16 protein-coding genes and 1 pseudogene are annotated in these 18,713 nt (G+C 60.1%); 9 read left to right on the forward strand and 8 right to left on the reverse strand.

What is annotated here, in order from left to right:
* The first annotated feature begins 158 nt into the window (after positions 1–158).
* The 7 genes from LPU83_RS53750 (at position 159) to LPU83_RS53780 (ending at position 6,644) form a co-directional block, all read left to right on the forward strand.
* Positions 159–1,772 (forward strand): arylsulfatase, encoded by a 1,614-nt coding sequence (locus LPU83_RS53750; protein WP_024318052.1) that lies wholly within the window; start codon positions 159–161, stop codon positions 1,770–1,772.
* Between the two features lie 175 nt (positions 1,773–1,947).
* Positions 1,948–2,256 carry a hypothetical protein gene (locus LPU83_RS53755; protein ID WP_024318051.1) on the forward strand — a complete coding sequence of 103 codons (309 nt, stop codon included), beginning with the start codon at positions 1,948–1,950 and terminating at the stop codon, positions 2,254–2,256.
* Between the two features lie 115 nt (positions 2,257–2,371).
* Positions 2,372–3,346 carry a formylglycine-generating enzyme family protein gene (locus LPU83_RS53760; RefSeq protein WP_024318050.1) on the forward strand — a complete coding sequence of 325 codons (975 nt, stop codon included), beginning with the start codon at positions 2,372–2,374 and terminating at the stop codon, positions 3,344–3,346.
* A gap of 14 nt (positions 3,347–3,360) precedes the next feature.
* On the forward strand, positions 3,361–4,338 hold the full coding sequence (locus LPU83_RS53765; protein ID WP_024318049.1) for an HAD family hydrolase: 978 nt from the start codon (positions 3,361–3,363) through the stop codon (positions 4,336–4,338).
* A gap of 66 nt (positions 4,339–4,404) precedes the next feature.
* Positions 4,405–4,935, forward strand: a complete 531-nt coding sequence (locus LPU83_RS53770; protein WP_024318048.1) for a DUF1269 domain-containing protein — start codon at positions 4,405–4,407, stop codon at positions 4,933–4,935.
* A 150-nt stretch (positions 4,936–5,085) separates the two neighbouring features.
* The gene (locus LPU83_RS53775; RefSeq protein ID WP_024318047.1) at positions 5,086–6,108 is read left to right on the forward strand and encodes an Lnb N-terminal periplasmic domain-containing protein; all 1,023 of its coding nucleotides are present in this window, start codon (positions 5,086–5,088) and stop codon (positions 6,106–6,108) included.
* A 257-nt stretch (positions 6,109–6,365) separates the two neighbouring features.
* Positions 6,366–6,644 (forward strand): hypothetical protein, encoded by a 279-nt coding sequence (locus LPU83_RS53780; RefSeq protein ID WP_051166746.1) that lies wholly within the window; start codon positions 6,366–6,368, stop codon positions 6,642–6,644.
* Between the two features lie 134 nt (positions 6,645–6,778).
* On the opposite strand, the gene LPU83_RS53785 is transcribed toward LPU83_RS53780, so the two are convergent.
* The 7 genes from LPU83_RS53785 to LPU83_RS53815 form a co-directional block, all read right to left on the reverse strand.
* A complete protein-coding gene (locus LPU83_RS53785) occupies positions 6,779–8,518 on the reverse strand; it encodes a tetratricopeptide repeat protein (protein WP_024318045.1) in 1,740 nt (579 codons plus the stop codon).
* Positions 8,519–8,649: 131 nt separating this feature from the next.
* Positions 8,650–8,949: a hypothetical protein gene (locus LPU83_RS53790; protein ID WP_024318044.1), complete on the reverse strand. Its 300-nt coding sequence runs from the start codon at positions 8,947–8,949 to the stop codon at positions 8,650–8,652.
* A gap of 267 nt (positions 8,950–9,216) precedes the next feature.
* The gene (locus LPU83_RS53795; protein WP_037070336.1) at positions 9,217–10,422 is read right to left on the reverse strand and encodes an adenylate/guanylate cyclase domain-containing protein; all 1,206 of its coding nucleotides are present in this window, start codon (positions 10,420–10,422) and stop codon (positions 9,217–9,219) included.
* Between the two features lie 143 nt (positions 10,423–10,565).
* Entirely contained in the window at positions 10,566–11,432 is an 867-nt protein-coding gene (locus tag LPU83_RS53800; protein ID WP_024318042.1) for an efflux RND transporter periplasmic adaptor subunit, read from the reverse strand.
* Complete coding sequence (locus LPU83_RS53805) at positions 11,429–11,638, reverse strand: DUF1656 domain-containing protein (protein ID WP_024318041.1); 210 nt, start codon at positions 11,636–11,638, stop codon at positions 11,429–11,431. Before LPU83_RS53805 ends, LPU83_RS53800 begins: the two co-directional genes overlap by 4 nt.
* Entirely contained in the window at positions 11,635–13,728 is a 2,094-nt protein-coding gene (locus LPU83_RS53810) for an FUSC family protein (protein ID WP_024318040.1), read from the reverse strand. Before LPU83_RS53810 ends, LPU83_RS53805 begins: the two co-directional genes overlap by 4 nt.
* Entirely contained in the window at positions 13,718–14,185 is a 468-nt protein-coding gene (locus LPU83_RS53815) for a MarR family winged helix-turn-helix transcriptional regulator (RefSeq protein WP_037070338.1), read from the reverse strand. The genes LPU83_RS53810 and LPU83_RS53815 overlap by 11 nt, the downstream gene beginning before the upstream one ends.
* A gap of 214 nt (positions 14,186–14,399) precedes the next feature.
* On the opposite strand from LPU83_RS53815, the gene LPU83_RS53820 reads away from it, so the two are divergent.
* Complete coding sequence (locus LPU83_RS53820; protein ID WP_024318038.1) at positions 14,400–15,818, forward strand: efflux transporter outer membrane subunit; 1,419 nt, start codon at positions 14,400–14,402, stop codon at positions 15,816–15,818.
* A gap of 233 nt (positions 15,819–16,051) precedes the next feature.
* Positions 16,052–17,111 (forward strand): annotated as a pseudogene (hisC, locus tag LPU83_RS53825) (histidinol-phosphate transaminase).
* Between the two features lie 639 nt (positions 17,112–17,750).
* Here the strand turns inward: hisC and olsC are convergent.
* On the reverse strand, positions 17,751–18,593 hold the full coding sequence (olsC, locus tag LPU83_RS53830; RefSeq protein WP_024315728.1) for an ornithine lipid ester-linked acyl 2-hydroxylase OlsC: 843 nt from the start codon (positions 18,591–18,593) through the stop codon (positions 17,751–17,753).
* Positions 18,594–18,713 lie beyond the last annotated feature (120 nt).

The raw sequence follows: 18,713 nt of genomic DNA on the forward strand, positions 1-18,713 counted from the left end.
TGGCCATCGCTTGTTACCGTAACGTACTTACCGGGTGACGCTTTCAGTGGGACCGTGCGGTCGTCGAAAACGCGACGACCGTTCAGCAGTGCCGTCTTGGCCTGCTCCACAAGGAGAGCGTAAATGTTGAATGACATGCAGGGAAAAGGGAGATCGCTATGAGTGCATCTCTCTCAATGCGGCTTCGGCGCGCCGGCGCAGGGCTTGCCATAGCGCTGGCCTCCACCTCGCTCAGCTATGGGGCTGCTCAAGCGCAGCAGGCGGCACCTGCCCAGAATACGGCCAAACCGAACATCCTGGTCATCTTCGGCGACGACATCGGCCAGACCAACATCAGCGCCTATTCGATGGGGGTCGTGGGCTACAAGACGCCCAATATCGACCGCATTGCCAAGGAAGGCACGCTGTTCACGGACTACTATGCCGAAAACAGCTGCACGGCCGGTCGCTCGACATTCATCACCGGGCAGGTCTGCCTTCGAACGGGTCTTTGCAAGGTAGGCATCCCCGGAGCGACGGTCGGTCTGCAGGCGCGTGACATTACCATCGCACAGGCGCTAAAGCCGCTTGGTTACGCAACGGGCCAGTTTGGCAAGAACCATCTTGGCGACCGCGACGAATTCCTGCCCACGAAGCACGGTTTCGACGAGTTTTTCGGCAACCTCTATCATCTGAATGCCGAGGAAGAGCCGGAGCGTCCCTACTATCCGAAGAACGACCAGGAATTCGTGAAGGCCAATTCGCCGCGCGGCGTGCTGCATTCCTTCGCGGATGGCAGGGTCGAGGATACCGGTGCGCTGAACCGCAAGCGGATGGAAACGATCGACGATGAAACGACTGCTGCGGCCATCGATTTCATCCAGCGGCAGGCCAAGGAAGGAAAGCCCTTCTTTACCTGGATGAACACCACCCGCATGCACGCGTTCACGCATGTTCGAGAACCGATGCAGGGCCAAAGTGGCATGCCGGGCAACGAATACGCCGACGGCATGATCGAGCACGACGGCGATGTCGGCAAACTGCTGAAGACGCTGGACGATCTCAAAATCGCGGACAACACGATCGTCGTCTATACGACGGACAATGGTCCCAACCAATGGTCATGGCCGGATGCGGCGACGACGTCGTTCCGAAGCGAAAAGGACACCAACTGGGAAGGCGCATTCCGCGTTCCCGCGATGGTTCGTTGGCCCGGTCACATCAAGGCGGGCGAAGTGTCGAATGAGATGATGTCCGGACTTGACTGGTTCCCGACCCCGCTTGCAGCAGCCGGCGATACCGACATCAAGGAACGGCTTGTCAATGGTGCGAGCATCAACGGCAACCAGTTCAAGGTCCATCTCGACGGCTACAACCAGCTTCCCTACCTGACGGGGCAGCAGCCGAAGTCGGGACGCGAGGACTTCAACTATTTCAACGATGACGGGGAATTGGTTGCTTATCGCTATGGCAACTGGAAGATCGTCTTTTGCGAACAGCGAGAGCCAGGAGGCTTCCAGGTCTGGGCAAACCCGTTCACCTGCCTGCGCGCGCCCAAGGTCTTCAACCTGCGCATGGACCCCTACGAGCGAGCGGATACCGTCTCCGACCAGTATTACGACTGGCTGGCGCAGAACGCCTATCTCATCCAATACGGCGTCTACCGGGTCGCTCCCTTCCTGCAGACATTCAAGGATTATCCTCCGAGCCAGCGCTCGGCGAGCTTCAGTATCGACCAGATGGTCGACGCCCTGATGCGCAGTGTGGATCAAGGCCCAGCCGTCGGGAAATAGCAAAGCGCCATGAGCGGGTTGGCTTTTTGAGCGGCCCGCTCGATCTTGTTCACGGTGGAGCCATGACAGCACGCGCCGATAGCCTCGATAGACGACGGGCACCTTCACGCTGCCTCCCGCAACGATTAAATTCAGCTCCTCCGATGACGGCAAGTTCGCTCGAGGCACCGCACAGTTGCCACCGACGCAGTTCCCAGCTGGCTGCCCAACCGGCAGCGACAGCGACGCGCTTCCTTTCGCGGTCCGCGGCGTCACCATCACACAGTCGTTCGATCGCGATCGCGCCAACCTCAAGGCAAGCGAAGCCCCGGTACGAACCGTGGTCGTCTTCGCCGGGAATACGCAGGCGATGATGATCCCGCCGCGACCGAGCAGCTACGCTCGATCGAGCGGCGCTGGCGACCGCGATGACGCGAAACAGGCGGGCGCAGCGAGACACGCCCCGCACGACGCGCGGAAATTCACTACCCGCGTTGAATCCTGAGGCTGGAGCAGCAGATTTACGCCTGATGTAACGTTTTGTGGAAGGCGTGTTACCGTAACGTACTTACGGGTGACGCAACATGTGGCGATACTCGGGCAGGCTTTCGGAGGCGACGATGGCACTGGCATATGACACAGCACACCGGCAGCAACGTCAGGGCGACGACAATGGCGACCTCGTCTGGATACCTGGCCGGACCTTCGTGATGGGTTCCAACGAGCACTACCCGGAAGAGGCCCCGGCTCATCCTGTTACCGTCGACGGCTTCTGGATCGAGGCGACGCCTGTCACGAACCGCAAATTCCAGGAATTCGTCAAGGCGACCGGCCATGTTACCCTCGCCGAGAAAACGCCAGACCCGAAAGATTATCCCGGCGCCCTGCCGAACATGCTGCGGGCCGGATCTCTCGTCTTCACACCGCCGAAATCGGTGACCGGCACGGACATCGGGCAGTGGTGGAAATTCAAGTTCGGCGTCAACTGGCGGCGGCCCTATGGCGGGCTGAGCGATCTCCGCGGCAAGCTCGACCATCCAGTCGTTCACGTCGCATATTGCGATGCGAAGGCCTATGCCGAATGGGCGGGAATGGACCTGCCGACGGAAGCCGAGTGGGAACTCGCTGCCCGCGGTGGGCTTGACGACACTGAGTTTGCCTGGGGCGACGAACTCATGCCCAACGGTGTTGCGATGGCCAACACGTGGCAAGGCACGTTCCCGACGCACAGCACGAAGCTTGCAGGTAAGGACCGAACAACGCCCGTGCGTTCCTTTCCGCCCAACGGCTACGGCGCCTATGACCTGATCGGCAACGTCTGGGAGTGGACGTCGGACTACTGGTCCACGCGCCATCCGGAACCCGCGCCGAAAGCCTGTTGCATCCCAGAGAACCCCCGCGGCGGCGGGAAAGAGGCGAGCTACGATCCCAACCAACCGAACATTCTCATCCCGAGGCGCGTATTAAAGGGTGGCTCGCATCTTTGCGCCCCGAACTATTGCCGCCGCTATCGCCCGGCCGCTCGTCACGCCGAGCCGGAAGACACCTCGACCAGCCATGTCGGCTTTCGCTGCATCAAGCGCGTTGCAACCTGACTGGGAGCATCTCGATGTCTCGATCTGTGCGCGTCTTCCTGCTTTTCCTGCTGCTCCCGGTGAGCGCATTCGCGCAGGAGCTTCCTTCCTGGAATGACGGCAAGTCGAAGCAGGCAATCGTGGACTTCGTCAACAAGGTCACCACGGAGGGCGGCGCCGACTACGTGGCGCCCGAGGACCGTATCGCCGTCTTCGACAACGATGGTACGCTCTGGACCGAGCAGCCATTTTATTTTCAGCTTGGCTTCATACTGGATCGGGTCAAGGCGCTCGCCCCGGAGCATCCAGAGTGGAAGGAGAAGGAGCCCTTCAAGTCGATCCTCGCTGGCGATCTCAAGGGCATCGCCAAGAGCGGCGAACGGGGCATCGTCGAGCTTGCGATGGAGACCCATGCCGGCATGACGAGCGAGGATTTCCGCAAGATCGTCAACGACTGGTTTTCCACAGCAAGACACCCGAAGACCGGCAAGCCATACAACGAGATGACATTCCTGCCCATGCACGAAGTGCTGGACTACCTGCGTGCAAAGGGGTTCAAGACGTTCATCGTCTCGGGCGGCGGCGTCGAGTTCATGCGCCCGATGACCGAGAAGGCATACGGCATCCCGCCTGAACAGGTCGTCGGCAGCACGATTACGACGCAATATGCGCTGGTCGACGACACGCCGGTCCTGAACCGGCTCTTGAAGATCGATTTCGTCGATGATGGCCCCGGCAAGCCCGTGGGCATCAACAAGTTCATCGGCAGGCGCCCGGTCTTTGCCGCCGGCAATTCGGACGGAGACTATGAAATGCTGCGCTGGGTGATGGCTGGCCAAGGGCCTCACTTCGCAATGATCATTCATCATACCGATGCAGATCGGGAATACGCATATGATCGCAAATCTGACTTCGGAAGGCTCGACAGGGCGCTTGACGAGGCTGCTGCACGCAACTGGCTGCTCGTCGACATGAAGGCCGACTGGAAGAAGATTTACGCGTTCGATCAATAGGTCCCAGCTGGCGCTTCTGCCGGCCGGGTGCTCCATACCCTCGCTATCAAACGAAAGGAACGGACAATGTCGGAACTCGTCGTGATCGGCTTTGATGCCATGGATGAAGCAGACAAGGTGCTGCTGAAGTTGCACAACCTGAAGAAGGAATACCTCGTCGATCTCGAAGATGCTGTCGTTGTGGTCCGCGACGAGGCCGGCAAGGTCCATCTCAAGCAGAGCCTCAACCTGACAGCAATCGGCGCCACGTCGGGCCTGTTGTCCGGCTCTCTCTGGGGCGGCCTCGTCGGCTTGCTATTCCTCAATCCGCTCGCGGGCTTTGCGATCGGCGGCCTCGTCGGCGCAGGCACCGGCGCGATCTCCGGCTCGCTCGCCGACTATGGCATCGACGACGAGTTCATCAAGTCTCTTGGCGGGACGATACCGAATTCCTCCTCCGCTCTCTTCGTCCTCGTGCGCAAAGCGCAACCGGAGAAGGTTCTCGCCGAGCTCCAGGGGCTGCGTGGCCGCGTCCTGAAAACCTCGCTGGCGCCGGATCAGGAGGAGCGGCTGCGCAAGGCGCTCTCAGGCAGCCCGAGCGAAGCCGCATCCACATGATCCGCAGCGGCGGCCCTGCTCGCACCGAGGGTGGGATCGGGGCCGCTTTCGAAGCTGAGGTCGGTTCTTCCGATGGTTTGCGGTTGCTGCGAGGCCGCGCGATACTACTCCTCCTGATTGGCAGGCTGGCGCATTCGCGAGGGCGAAACATTGGCAATCATCTCAACTGCGCCACCGCCTCGGAAATGGCGAGTTCTGGCACTCATCACTCGGTTCACCTTCCGGCTGGCAGTCACCGCCTTCACGGGATGGTTTGCCCTCGCCGCTTTCTACCAGGCCCCGTCTCCATGGAAATGGCCGATCATCGCCGCCGGCTTGCTCACCGGACTGATCACCATTCTGACCGTCAGGCGGCGGCCGCTGCTCGTTGGTGTGCTTGTGCTCGCAGCAATGCTGGCGGTTTCCTACTGGTGGAGCAGCATCAAGCCAAGCAATGATCGGGACTGGGCGACCGACGTTGCCCACGGCGTCACCGCAACGATAGCAGGCGATGAGATCACACTGCACAATATCCGGAGTTTTCGATGGCGGACGACCGAAGACTTCGACCCGGTTTGGCAAACCGGGACGTATGATCTCGCTTCGCTACAGTCAGTGGACCTGCTTAACTCGGTCTGGAGCAATCCGGCAATTGCTCATACCCTCGTCAGCTTTGGTTTTGCGGACGGTCGCTACGTCGTATTCTCGGCAGAGATCCGAAAGGAACGAGGCGAAGCGTTTTCGGAGATCGGCGGCTTCTTCAAGGAGTTCGAACTGGTCCTGATTGCGGCCGAAGAAAACGACATCGTCCGGCTACGCACCAACATCCGCCGGGAAACCGTGTCACTCTATCCTCTTCAAGTCTCCGCAAAGGTAGCACGCACGCTCTTCCTGTCCTATCTCGAGAAGGCCAACGCGCTTTCGGTGCAGCCCGAATTCTATCAGACGATCACGGCAAACTGCACGACCATCGTCTTCAAGCTCGCCCGGCTGATCGACCCTGGCATCCCGCTCGACTGGCGCATTATCGTATCCGGCTACCTGCCGGACTATCTTTACGACCGCGGCCTGATCCGCACCGACGTCCCCCTCTCGCAGGTAAAGAAAAAAGCCGAGATCAGCGGCCGGGCGCAAGCTGTCCCTGCGTCGAACGCCTACTCGAGGTTCATCCGGCCAACATTGGACGGCGGTTGACAGCGTAGACGAGGCCGCGTTTCATGAGTTGAGTTGGCGCGGAGATCTTCATCCAGTGTTGCGACTGTTTTGGCACTCTCATTGCCGCAGTTGTTCGGCATGGCCGATGTGAGCCGGGCGCCGGAGGTTATAGACGAAGCCAGCTTCGCTCCATCGCCGTTGGCAAAGCCATTCCGGGTTCGAATTTGTCGAGTTTCGAGGCCGCTTTGGTTTGTGTCCTTTATCCATATCAGGACCACGTGGGAAACGACGTTGCAATGGCGCACAAGGTCAATGCGCACCTCGACACGACCGAGTATGCGGCAGGTGAAAGTTGCTGGTCGATCGTTTTGGCAGGCAGTGAGACCATTGAGCTTGTCACGTTCTGGCGATCAAGCCAGCTCGACATTCTAGCAAAGCACGAGATCTCGGCGGTCGCCGCGGCGATGCTCCCGGAACATTTCACCCCAAGGGGCTGTGCCGACGGCGCAAATGCCGCCATGACCGAGATCGAGCTTGGCGATCGCACCTATGTTGTGCTTGGTGAGATCGACTGAAGCTGCAACATCGATCCAGCGGGGCAGTGGGCAAATGCAAGAGGCTAGGCGCCTGTGTTGTCGCACGCCGTGATCATCGTGTGAGCTTGTCTGCCGAACCTCGCTGCGCGACCGCCATGGACGATCCTGCGTCGCTAAAAGGCGGTCGCCAAACCCTCGGTCTTGAAGCGGGCACCCGCTTTCGTCAGCCCTTCTTCGATGGCCGCGGAAAGTACCGGCTGATAGCGTCTGGGCGCCATTTTCTCACGGAAGGTCGTCTCGAAGTCCGGCGCAAGCTGGCGGAGCTCGGCAAGTCGCTGCACCGCTTCATCCGACCCAAGCTGCCCGAGTGCAGCAACCCGGAGGATGCTAATCAGGAAAGTACTGTCACTGACCTGCTCGCACAACAGCGAGGCCTCCGACCAATCCTTTCGTCGGTAAGCGTCCAATGCGAGCACGAGAACCGCGTCGCGTGGAACGACATCAACTGATCGGCCGGCATCCCGCGCAAGAGAAACACCCGCATCGAAATAGCCTGACTGGAACAGCACGAGACCAAGTTTTGCCGCTGCATCGGGGTTGTTGGGGTTGAGCGCCAGCGCGCGGTTGCCCGCAGCGATCGCCGCGTCGACCCGTCCACTGTAGAATTGTGACAACATCAGAGCGACGTGAGCCCGATCGGAGAGCGGTGCCAAGGAGACTGCCCGACTGGCAAGCTCGAGCGCACGTGCGATCTTGCTGTCGTCGGCAGCCTCCGCCTGCGCCGCCGCCAGCAACGCCGAGAGCGCTGCCGTTGCGTCGGCATCAAAACTGTTTGCTGCGATTGTTCGCTCCAAGCAATCGATCGTGCGTGCGAAGCTCGATGCCTTGCCATCGTCCAACTGGTATTCGGCCCGAAGCACGCATGCATTGCCAAGCGATCCCTCAGAGGCGGTGTACGTTTCGATATTGTTGATGACGCCGCGTGTCGCAGCGAAGCGGCGTGCGAGTTGGGCAACCAGTTCATCTCGGACCGCTGCAACCGTCCTGCCACTGGTGTCGACGCTTTCAAGGCCGGATTTGAGAAGGTCGCCCGTCGCAGTGTCCACGATCTGCCACCAGATGCTGCGGTCGTCGCCATCACCATAATACTTCATGTCGATTGCATAGGCGTTCGACTTGGCCGGACGCAACACGGAGGCAAGCGGGCGTTCACGTCGTTGGGCTTGCGAAACGGTCAATGTCTGAAATTGCGTAAGGGCGGTCAGCAGCATGTCCCGAGTGACAGAGGCCTCGCCGCGCAACCCCTCATCGACCGCGGTCAGGGTGACTGCGACGGTAGGCTTGGCCGTCGTGACGGGGCGCGACGCATAAACGGCGACACCGCCGGCCACGGCGGCAATCATCAGCAGCCCCAGAGTTGCGGCCGTCACCCAGGGTCGGGCCGGGACAGCGGGCACAACCGCTGAGGGAGCTTGCTCGAGAACGAGATCTGCGGGTTTTCCGCAGGCAGTTGCGGGATGCTCTCGATCATAGATGTGTGGGAAGCCCCCCGTAGACCGCGTGAAAACGGCAACGTAGCGCCCCCTCGGCAACTGAACTGTGACACCACCCTCCTCCCCGAAAGCCTCGTAATACTGGCTGAGAGAGGATCGCAACCGGCTGAGCTCAATGCGGACGATGGGATCGAGCGACGGATCGAAATTGCTTTGTCGGCCAAGCACATCGACGGCGATAGAAAAGGCTTTCACACCCTCCGCACAACCGGCGAATTGCCGTTCCACGATATATCTGAGGATGCTCCGGCTTCTTTCGGTGGCCCTAAACCGCTCGTCGGCGAGCAGACGGTCCAGCTCTGCGCGGGCTTGCGGGCATGCGACTTCGTGATCCCCGCCATGCTGTTCTTCAGCCTTCATCACTGCCGCCCCTGCTGCGCGATGCTCAATGCCAAGTAGAACAGATGGGGTAATCGCGCAGAAAACAAGAGGTTGCAACACGAAATGCTAACAAAACCGAAACGCGATCAAGGCCGGCGCTGCCACTGGTCCTAATCCAGGAAGCCGTCTCCGCGCTCAAGACAGTACTTGACGACATCTGCCTCTATCTCTGCACAGACGATTTCATACTCATGGACCATCGCGTGGTTCGTATCTGCGACAACACTTCTCAACCGATCGAGCATGGAACTCGCATCTTCATAGGCTTCGCAAAGGCTGCCAAGAGATTCCGACTTCTCTCCGATCAGTTGAAGTTGCCCGCGGACCGCGGGCAGCTTCAGCATCAGACGGCGCAGGCCTCGCCGCTCAGCGCCAGTAGGCGTTCTTGCCTTGTCGTATTCCTTGCCCATGAAGACCACCCCGGCTTCGGTCGGCTTCGTTTCATGCCACTTTATCGACCTGGCGATACGGTGGAAGTACGCAACGGTAACAGACCGCTTTAACAGCTGACGCCGGCCCCCTGTTGCGTCGGCATTTACAGTCGTGCACTCGCATGGAACCAACGCGCCTGCAGCAAAACTTGCTGAACTCGGCCGAGTATTGATCGGCCACCGTACCAGTCACAGGCGGATCGGGGCATACTCAAATTCGTTGCGATAGGCGCGTGCGCGTTGCCCTCAAACTGGCATCAGCGTGAAGAGCTCCTGCGCGCGATTGACGCCTCGTAGTGCATGCAGCCCTATCGAATGCAGGCTGTCCATCTGCGGCGGTGGAATGATCGCCACAAAGCTGGCCGACATCAGCAGCCGGCGCTGTAGCGACCGACAGAGAGAGACGATGCGGCTGACTTCGTTCACCGCTGGCCCGATGACCGTAAAATCAAGCCGATCCTCGCTGCCGATATTGCCGTAGAAGACCTCGCCGAGGTGAAGGCCGAGATAGACGTCGGTCACAGGCCGGCCCTCGATGCGGCGCTGCGCGTTCAGATCGAGCAGGCGCTTGTCGAGCAGCGAGCGGGCGTTGAGCGCCGCACAACAAGCCTCGCTCGAACGCCGGCCCTTGAAGATGGCCAGTGTCCCGTCCCCCATCAGCTTGAGCACTTCGCCGCCGGCTTCCTGGACCGACGAGATCACTGCGTCGGCATAATCATTGAGCATCGGAATGATCTCTTCCGGGTCGACGGTGTCGGAGATATGCGTGAAATTGGCGAGATCGGAAAACCAGAGCGCCGCCGAGATGCGCTCGCTTTTGCCGCGGGTGATCTTACCGTGAAGTACCTGGTTGGCCGCATCCTGCCCGAGGTAGACTTTGGCAATCGTGCCCGCCACGCCGCTGATCGTCACGCATTTGACCGCCAACGCCAGACAGGGCAGCAGATCGCGCAACACGGCGATATCGCTGTCTGTAAAACCCTCGTTGGATCGCGTGGCGAAGTGCGAGAAAAAGCAGTCGATTTCGCCGATCGTCCCACCGTCTCCGAACCGATGCGCCATGGCGATGAAGTCCGTGAAACCCGCGGCCTTCAAATCGTCAAGCAGATAAAAATCGGCCGGATCACTATTGTTCAGGTTTCTGCGGAGCTCTCCAAATCCTGTCGTTTCCAGATGGTGAAATGCGGAACGAAGCCAATTGTCGGCAATCGCGCCGGGGCCGGCGAAGCCGTATTCCGACACGCGCTCAATCGCCTCCCTGCTGTCCCAGCGGAACGCGCGCCGTTCATAGATCGGGTGCAGCGTGTCCATGACGGCCACGGAACGCTCGATCGGAAGTCCATTGATGCGGCACTGTTCGCAAAAGCCGGCGAGCAGGTCTGCTTCCGCCACGCCCTTGAGCCCGCTCTGCATGAGCCAGGCGGTGATTTCTATGACGTGGCGATCGTCCACGGCTGTCTCCTGGAACCGGGCGTCCATTTTCTTTTTCTGGGCCGAGCGGCTTTGCCGGGTCGGATCCTTGTTGCCGGTCATCGGTGGGACGCCCGGACCGGTGAACTTACAGGTTGCGAAGGCGGCTCCTGGAGCCGCCTCGATCAATTGACGATGGTGACGCTTGCCGTGAGACCGGCGACGAGGGCCGTGTCGTCGGGCAGCGCATCGAGCGCCACACGTACCGGCACGCGCTGAGCCAGCCGAACCCAGGTGAAAGTCGGGGTAACATTGGCGAGCTGGGCGCCGGAATCGCTTCGCTCCCGGTCCTCGATGCCGCCGGCGATGCCGTCGACATGCCCCTTGAGAGGCGTCTTGCTGCCCATCAGATAGACGAGCGCGGGATCGCCGATCTTGATGCGGTCCAGCTTATTCTCTTCGAAATAGCCCGCCACGTAATAGGAATCGCTGTCGATCAACGCGGTCACAGCAGTGCCAGCCGCTACATAATTGCCGGGCTTCATGGAGAAGTTGGTCAGCACACCATTGACCGGCGCACGCACCACTGAGCGGTCCAGATTGAGCTTTGCGGTGTCGCGGCTGATGACGGCTTGGTTATAGGCGGCTTCGTCCTGTTGGACGGTTGTTTCGGCCTGCTGGATCTTCTGCCGCGTCACGGAGCTCTCGCCGAGTTTGCGATAAAGCTCGAGATCGCTTCTTGCCATATCGAGCGCCGCCTTGCTGCTCTCCATCTGCGTTTCGGCCTGACGCAGGGCGAGGGTAAAGCGCGCCTGGTCGATGCGGAAGATCACATCACCCTTGCGGACGGGCTGATTGTCCTTTGTATACACGTCACTGACGATCCCGGAGACATCGGCAGCGAGCCGTACGACGTCGGCGCGGACCTTGCCGTCCCGCGTCCAGGGCTCGTCCATGTAGTAATCCCACAGATGCCAGCCGAGCACTCCGGCCAGGGCAACGAAGGCGCCGGTGAGCAGGAAACGACCGGAATGAGCGAGAAGCGATTTCATAATGACACCTTGTTCAAAGACAGCGCGATGGCGCCAAGCAGGCAGAAATACATGGCCGTATCGAAGAGCGGCCGATGCCAGACCAGTCGATAGAAGCCGACGGAAGCCAGCAACCGCCGCAGGATGGCATTGAGGAGGTAGGCTGCGAATGCGATCGCTGCGAGCGTCGGGATGAAGACCCCGTAAATATCGATATCAGGCCTCATGCGGCATGTTCCTTTGCAGTTCTTCCTCCCCCGCCAGCCGCAGCGATCTGAGGGAGGCAGGCTGCATCAGGGTAGAGGGTGTATCGGAGCGCGGTCATGGAGCGGCGTGCGCCTTCGATCGCCGAAGAGCTGCCGGCCCCGACCAATGCGGCGAGCGACTGGTCCAACGTTTTGAGCAGGTTTTCGTCGGGTTGGGCGTCGCGGCTCTGCTGCTTGCGCTGATAATGCGCTGCAATGCCCGACAACACGGTCTCGATCGGCTCGCGTTTGTCGCGCGATACCAATTGCTTGTGGCGTTGCAGATCGAGCGTGTTGAGGCCATTGCGCAGATCCCGCAGGATATCGGTCTGTGCGATGGCGGACTCGGCCGGGATCATCGCGAGACGCGGCGCGACGAGGCCGAGGCGATCGACCATCCGGTAAAGCAATTTCGTGAAATCGACCTCCTCGGGACGACGTGCGGCGGCAACGATATCGGTCCAGCCGGACCGCAGCAGCCGGTAGGCCGTCCATTCAGCGCCTACCGAGCGAACGAGAACTGTCGTTCCGCAAGCAATCACCATTCCGATGATCATTGCCCCATTCGAATTGACGAAAGAGGCAAGATCCAGATTCAGGCGGTCCTGCAGCGTCAGCATGTTCGGCAGATTCACGCAAAAGCCCATGCCGTAGAGAGCAAGGGACGGCCTGGTCATCAGGAGCCCCGCCGGCACGAGCATCAACCCGAGTGCGGCAGCGAGTTCGACATAGCTGTGGATCAGCGGCATCAGGCCGTACTCGAAGACGAAAGCTGCAATCACCGTCACGATCGCGACGTTTACGAATTTGATCATCATCGGGGCAGGATCATCCATCGACGAAAAGATGCAGCAGAGCACACCGGCCATCATCGCAGCCGCGCTGCCCTGAGGCCAACCGGTATAGATCCAGAGCGCCGTCGCAATGAACGTCGCCAACATCACGGACAGGCCCGAGTGAATGGCCATGCCGTAGTCCTTGTGAATTGGTGCCCGATCGAAGGACGTGCCGAACCGGCGCCAACGAAGATCGTGATGGGACCCCGAACCGATATCCTGGCGGAGGCTGAGACAGTCTCCCCATATCTGCACGAGATCGCGGATGCGGGCGGTGAGATTATGAGCAAGCAGCCCGTTCCACTCCTGTTGTTCGCGCCCCTCCTCCTCGGCCTTCGCCCTCAGGGCAAGGAACTGCTGGCGCTTGTCCTCGGCAAGGGGCGCGCCGCTTTCAAGCAGTGCCGTGGCTTCGCTTACCAGTGCAGCAATGGCAGGCGTGAATTTGCCCGCCGTTGCCTTCTCGAGCGCGTGCAGCACGTCGGCCAAACCCGAAACAATCGGCAGCATCGCGACCATGCGCTGCTGCAACATTCTGGTGCGACCGACGATATCGCGCAGCGCCGAAGTGTCATAAGCGACGTGGGTGGTAAAGCTGTGGAGATCGACCGCATCGGCAGCGAGCCGGCGGGCAGCGGCCAGAAGCGAGGGATCCCGTCCCCTGCCGTTCAGCGTGCCGATCGCGAGTTCGGCGCCATCGCGCAGCCACGCATTGATGCGAGCAGCCAGAACCGGCCCGGCATGCCTGGGAAAGAAAATGCGATTGACGACCGCCGCACAGATGATGCCGAGCGCGATTTCCTCGACGCGGGCAGTTGCATAGGTGAAAGCGGTATCCGGGTTTGCGACAATCGGGAAGCCGGTCAGAGCGGTCGTATATCCGGCGAGCATGAAACTGTAGCTGCGCGGTGTCCGGTCGAGCAGGCTGACGCCAAGGCAAAAGGCCATCCACAGCGCGATCGCGAGCGTCAGCAGTTCCGGCGAATTGACGAGGTTCGGGATCAGGATCACCGTAACGGTTCCGCCGAGCGCGGTACCGATCAGGCGATAGAGCGCCTTCGACGTGCTGGCACCCGACAGGGGATGGGCAACGATGTAAACCGTGCCCACCGCCCAATAGGGATTCGTCAGGTCGAAGCAAAGCGCAATGCCAAGTGCGAGCATCGCCGCCGCGAAGGTCTTGATGGAAAAAACGACGTCTCCCAGGCTGGGATCGATCGTGTTCTTGCTACTCGTCATTTTCCTGTATTCCGGATAACGTCGCGGTCTTCGCCGCGATGGCGCGCAGGACCTCCAGGGCGGCCTCGACCTGTTCAGGATCAAGGTCGCCAAGGATCTGTGCTCGCAGCTCCGCCGCACAGCTCTCGGCGCGCTCGGCGACCGCTGTGCCTCCTCCGGTGAGTTGCACCAGCTTGATGCGCCGGTCCGCCTCATCCGGAACCCGGCAGATCAAGCCGTCATTTTCCAAACTGTCGAGAACTCGCACAAGGGTCGGGCCTTCCACACCGACCCTTTCGGCCAGAACGCCCTGCGGTATCCGGTCGCCATGTCGAAGCAGCGCTATCAAGGGTGCAGCGCTCGCGTCAGACAGGCTGTGCTCGGTCAGCACGGCGTTCAAAGCCCGGCGCCACCCGCGCCCACAGATCATAAGCAAGGGTGCGAACTCGGCCCACGTTTGTTTCAGATTCGTCGTCATGAAATTAGATAACATCCTATCGATTAGAATACAATGATATTCTTCGAGGTAGAGATGATTGTGGATAGGGACCGTTCTCGTCGCCCGCCTCCCGGTTCGTCATCATGTGTGCTTTCCTTCAGGACTGTGGTTAAAGGGTCTTGAGGAAGTTAAAAATTAACCATAGGCGGTAATAGTTTCTTAGAGAATCGCCGAGCATCCCGTTGGAGACCCTATGCGCCGATATGCAATCCTTGCCGCACTGTCTGTTCTGTCGGGCTGTGTGAGTGGCCCGGACCATGTTCCCCCGGAGATGCCGCTTCCGGCGAAGTTCAGCGAGGGCGGCGCCAAGAACATCGGCGACGTGTCGACGGCGGCCTGGTGGACGGCCTATCGCGACACCCGGCTGAACGGTCTGGTGGTTGACGGGCTGAACGAGAACCTTACGGTTCAGCAGGCGCTGGAGCGCATCAATGCGGCTGCCGGCGGCGTCACCGTTGCCGGGGCCGGCTCGCTGCCGAGCCTGTTGGTCGGCGCCAGCCACACCACCAGCGGCAGCATGGGCGAGCGCCGCACGGCGAGCGGCGCCACCAACATCAGCGGCGGCGAAGCCAACGTCTCCTGGCTGCTCGACCTGTTCGGCCAGTACCGGCGCTCGAAGGAAAGCGCCCAGGCGAGCCTCGATGCCGCCTATTCCAGCGCCGACGTCGCCAAGCTCACCTATCTGCAGGACCTGGTGAACTCCTACATCGACCTGCGCTTCTTCCAGGAGCGCCTGGCGCTGTCGCGCGCCAACCTGAAGTCGCGCAAGGAAACCTACCAGCTGACCCAGTTCCAGCTCGAAGCCGGTGCCGCCTCGCGCCTCGACGTCGTCCAGGCCGAAGGTCTGGTGCAGTCGACGCAGGCCGAAATCCCCGGGCTGGAGACCAATATCCGCGTCGCCGCCCACCACATTGCCACGCTGCTCGGCCAGCCGGCCGGCTCGCTGCTCGGCGAGCTGTTGAAGGCCGCGCCGCAGCCGATCTTCCGCGGCGGCATCGCCTCCGGCATCCCGGCCGACCTGATCCGCAACCGGCCCGACATTCGCGTTGCCGAGCGCAATCTGGCGGCGGCTACCGCCAATATCGGCGTCGCCATCTCGCAGCTCTACCCGACGATCACCCTGTCGGGCTCGATCTCGCCGACCTATGTCAAGCCGGCCGGCTTCTCCGGCGGCAGCCTGACCACCTGGTCGTTCGGCCCGACCCTGACGCTGCCGATCTTCGACGGCGGTCAACTGCGCGCCAATGTCGACATCGCCAAGTCCGATGCCAAGACGCAGTATCTGGCCTGGAAGCAGACGGTGCTGACTGCTGTCGAAGAGGTCGAGAACGCCCTGTCGGCGGTGCGCCGCGACGCCCAGACGGTGGAAGCGCTGCGCGCCCAGGTCAAGACGACCCAGGAAACCCTGGAACTGTCGACCGCCAGCTACAAGGACGGCGCCTCCTCGCTGCTCGACGTGCTCGATGCGCAGCGCCAGGTATCGCTGGCCCAGGCGAGCCTGGCCGCCTCCATCCAGCAGATGGCCAAGGACTATGTCTCCCTCAACGTCGCCATCGGCGGCGGCTACAATCCGGGCGCACCCAGAACCACCGCGCCGCCAAAGGCAAGCTGAGCAACAGCAGACAAAAAGCCCGGCAATCGCGGGCAGCCTGCCCCATGTGGAATCGCACCATCAGCAAGCGCCTGAACCGCTTGCTGATGGTCCATTTTATTGGTGCTACCTGCCGAAGACATCTTCGTTGAGCCGGTTGCCGCCGGACTCCGATTTTGCGACGATGCAAAAATCAGACGTTAAACTGCCGCTTTGATTGGGATATTTGCGACAGGACTGAACTGGACGTTACAATGAGCCGTTTTTGGAGTCCGCTGGTTCACTCCTTGACCCCCTACGTTGCGGGGGAACAACCGACAATGAGCGGCTTGGTCAAATTAAACACCAATGAAAATCCTTACGGCACATCGCCCCGCGCCCTCGTTGCGATCGCAGAGGCAGCAAACGATACTCTCCGGCTCTATCCGGATCCGACAGCCCTGCGACTGCGCGAGGTGATTGCTGCGCGTTATGGCCGCGATCCCGATGAAGTGTTCGTTGGAAACGGCTCGGACGAGGTTCTGGCACATACTTTCCATGCCCTTCTCAACCATGAAGAGCCGCTGCTTTTTCCCGACATAACCTACAGCTTCTATCCAACGTACTGCCGCCTGTACGGAATACATTTCCGTCGAATTCCTCTCGATGAAAACATGCAGGTTCGAATTGAGGACTACCGGCAATCTTGCGGAGCAATCATCCTGCCGGAATCCCAATGCACCAACAGGCATTGCGCGACCGCTCTCTGAAATAGAAACCTTGATCCGGCAACATCCCGATCAAGTGATCGTCATTGACGAGGCATATGTGGATTTCGGCTGTGAAAGCGCCATCCCGCTCGTGAAAGAATATCCGAACCTTGTTGTTGTTCAGACCTTCTCAAAATCTCGGGGCCTCGCCGGGCTCCGCGTTGGCTTTGCCGTTGGACAACGGCCGCTGATTGAAGCACTGGAAAGGGTCAAGGACAGTTTCAACTCCTATCCGCTGGATAGGCTCGCTTTGGCCGGAACAATTGCGTCCTGGGAAGATGAAGATTGGTTTCGCCAGTACCGCGATTTGATTGTGGCGAGCCGGGAGCGCCTAACCGTGGCACTCCAAGGGCTTGGTTTTGACGTCCTTGAATCATCCGCCAATTTTCTATTTGCACGGCATCCCGAAAAATCCGGTGCGGACTTGGCCGCGGGACTACGGGACAAAGCAATCTTGGTCCGGCATTTTCCCATGGAACGCATAGAAAACTATCTTCGTATCAGCATTGGGACAGATGCTGAGTGCGATCAGCTGGTGGCAGCTTTCAGACAAATACTGACCTAATTCATGTTCGGAAATTTGAGAGCGACCGGTGGAGTGTCGTTGTGAGGAAAACCTCATTCGAGAGCGAAAGCATTGTTTAACGAAAACGGCCCATATCAGCAGTGCTGGAAGTACCATATGAGTGCATGCGCGGCCGCCGTTTTCCTTTTGATGCGGCCAGGCGGCCGCGTCTCAACCGGCCTCATGCACTTAACCGTACCGGCTAACCACTCTATGAGCATCCTGTTGAAAACGTCTCTGATTGTGGCACCTTGCGGCCATGACAAGCATCCGCTCTCCGAAATATAGCGCCGAAGATATGCGACGCTCGCGAGAATGCGAAGCTGTCTGTAAAGTGGCGGTCACCGATATTGTCCGTCGCGCGGTAGCGGCGGGATGCGGGAAGAGGAAATCGCTCTTCATCTCGCAGATGCAGCAGACAATCATGTGATCTACCTGGCAACGAAGCCGGAAGCGCAGGCTGATGGCAGCCAACAGCAACTGACAGGCGTCGCTGTCGGCCGGTCCCGGACAAGCCGAATAGGCGTGTGCGCTCATCAAAACAGCCACATCGACGTGAACTCCAGACGCATTGTGGCGTGAGGCTCTCGATCGATCCCGGAAAAATGGCCCGGCCTCTTTTCGTCCAGCGATCGGCGTTTAATTCTGCGGTCTGTTTCTGAAGGCTTCCGCTTCCGCGTAGAACTTCTTTTCCCATTCCTTGTGCTTATCCAGCCCCTCACGAATGAAGGGCGTGAACACGGCGAGGTTCATCAGCACCCAATTGACGAAGCTGGCCGGGAACTTCAAAGGCTTCACGAAGTCGACAAAGAGCACCACGCGCGTCTTGTCGGTGTGGTTCCAGGCCTCGTGCTCATAAGCATCATCAAAGATCAGGACTTTTCCCTCCTGCCAGTGGCAGATCTGGTCCTTCACCCGGATAGCAAGCTTGTCCGACGGTTCCGGTACGATTATGCCGAGATGCAGGCGAAGCACGCCATTGTAAGGTCCGCGATGCGCCGGCAGGTGTTTGCCGGGCTCGAAGATCGAGAACATGGCGGTTTTCAATCCCGGTATCTTTTGCACCGCCTCCCAGGTTTGCGGGCACGCCTTGATGTTCTGTTGCGACGTCACACCGAACCCGACGAGGAAGAATGTCTTCCAGCCGCTATCACTTGTAATCGTCTTCACGTCAGTCGAGATGTCCTGGAATGTCGGCAGTTCGCTCTGCCGCACGAGCACACGGTCCAGTTCGGACCGGATCTGCGGCCACGCCTTCTCCATCTCGGCGGCCCAGGGGAACGTCGTGGTATCATAGACCGGCGGATTGCCGAGCTCGGCATATCTGAAGTTCAGCTTTTCGGCCCATGCGACGATACCCATGAAGAAGCGCGTGATCGCGCTCGGCCGATCCATCGGCGCGATGCCGGCAGTGTTAAAGGATTGGCCCTTGGTTGCGGATGGATTTTCAGAAAGGTCTGCGTCAGCGGTACCGTCGGTCATGGGTTGTCCAATTCGTAGAATAGGCTGTGAAAAGTTCAAGAAGATATGGATATGGCGCCATTTTTCACAAGCCCGCGCGGCGGCGGTCAAATGTCGCGACGACATTCGGGGGATCGCAGC

The organism is Rhizobium favelukesii (assembly GCF_000577275.2).
Lineage (GTDB): Bacteria > Pseudomonadota > Alphaproteobacteria > Rhizobiales > Rhizobiaceae > Rhizobium > Rhizobium favelukesii.

Coding starts and splice junctions, on each gene's coding strand:
- LPU83_RS53750 (WP_024318052.1), top strand. CDS start 159: ATGAGTGCATCTCTCTCAATGCGGCTTCGGCGCGCCGGCGCAGGGCTT.
- LPU83_RS53760 (WP_024318050.1), top strand. CDS start 2,372: ATGGCACTGGCATATGACACAGCACACCGGCAGCAACGTCAGGGCGAC.
- LPU83_RS53765 (WP_024318049.1), top strand. CDS start 3,361: ATGTCTCGATCTGTGCGCGTCTTCCTGCTTTTCCTGCTGCTCCCGGTG.
- LPU83_RS53770 (WP_024318048.1), top strand. CDS start 4,405: ATGTCGGAACTCGTCGTGATCGGCTTTGATGCCATGGATGAAGCAGAC.
- LPU83_RS53780 (WP_051166746.1), top strand. CDS start 6,366: ATGGCGCACAAGGTCAATGCGCACCTCGACACGACCGAGTATGCGGCA.
- LPU83_RS53785 (WP_024318045.1), bottom strand. CDS start 8,518: ATGAAGGCTGAAGAACAGCATGGCGGGGATCACGAAGTCGCATGCCCG.
- LPU83_RS53790 (WP_024318044.1), bottom strand. CDS start 8,949: ATGGGCAAGGAATACGACAAGGCAAGAACGCCTACTGGCGCTGAGCGG.
- LPU83_RS53800 (WP_024318042.1), bottom strand. CDS start 11,432: ATGAAATCGCTTCTCGCTCATTCCGGTCGTTTCCTGCTCACCGGCGCC.
- LPU83_RS53805 (WP_024318041.1), bottom strand. CDS start 11,638: ATGAGGCCTGATATCGATATTTACGGGGTCTTCATCCCGACGCTCGCA.
- LPU83_RS53810 (WP_024318040.1), bottom strand. CDS start 13,728: ATGACGAGTAGCAAGAACACGATCGATCCCAGCCTGGGAGACGTCGTT.
- LPU83_RS53815 (WP_037070338.1), bottom strand. CDS start 14,185: ATGACGACGAATCTGAAACAAACGTGGGCCGAGTTCGCACCCTTGCTT.
- LPU83_RS53820 (WP_024318038.1), top strand. CDS start 14,400: ATGCGCCGATATGCAATCCTTGCCGCACTGTCTGTTCTGTCGGGCTGT.
- olsC (WP_024315728.1), bottom strand. CDS start 18,593: ATGACCGACGGTACCGCTGACGCAGACCTTTCTGAAAATCCATCCGCA.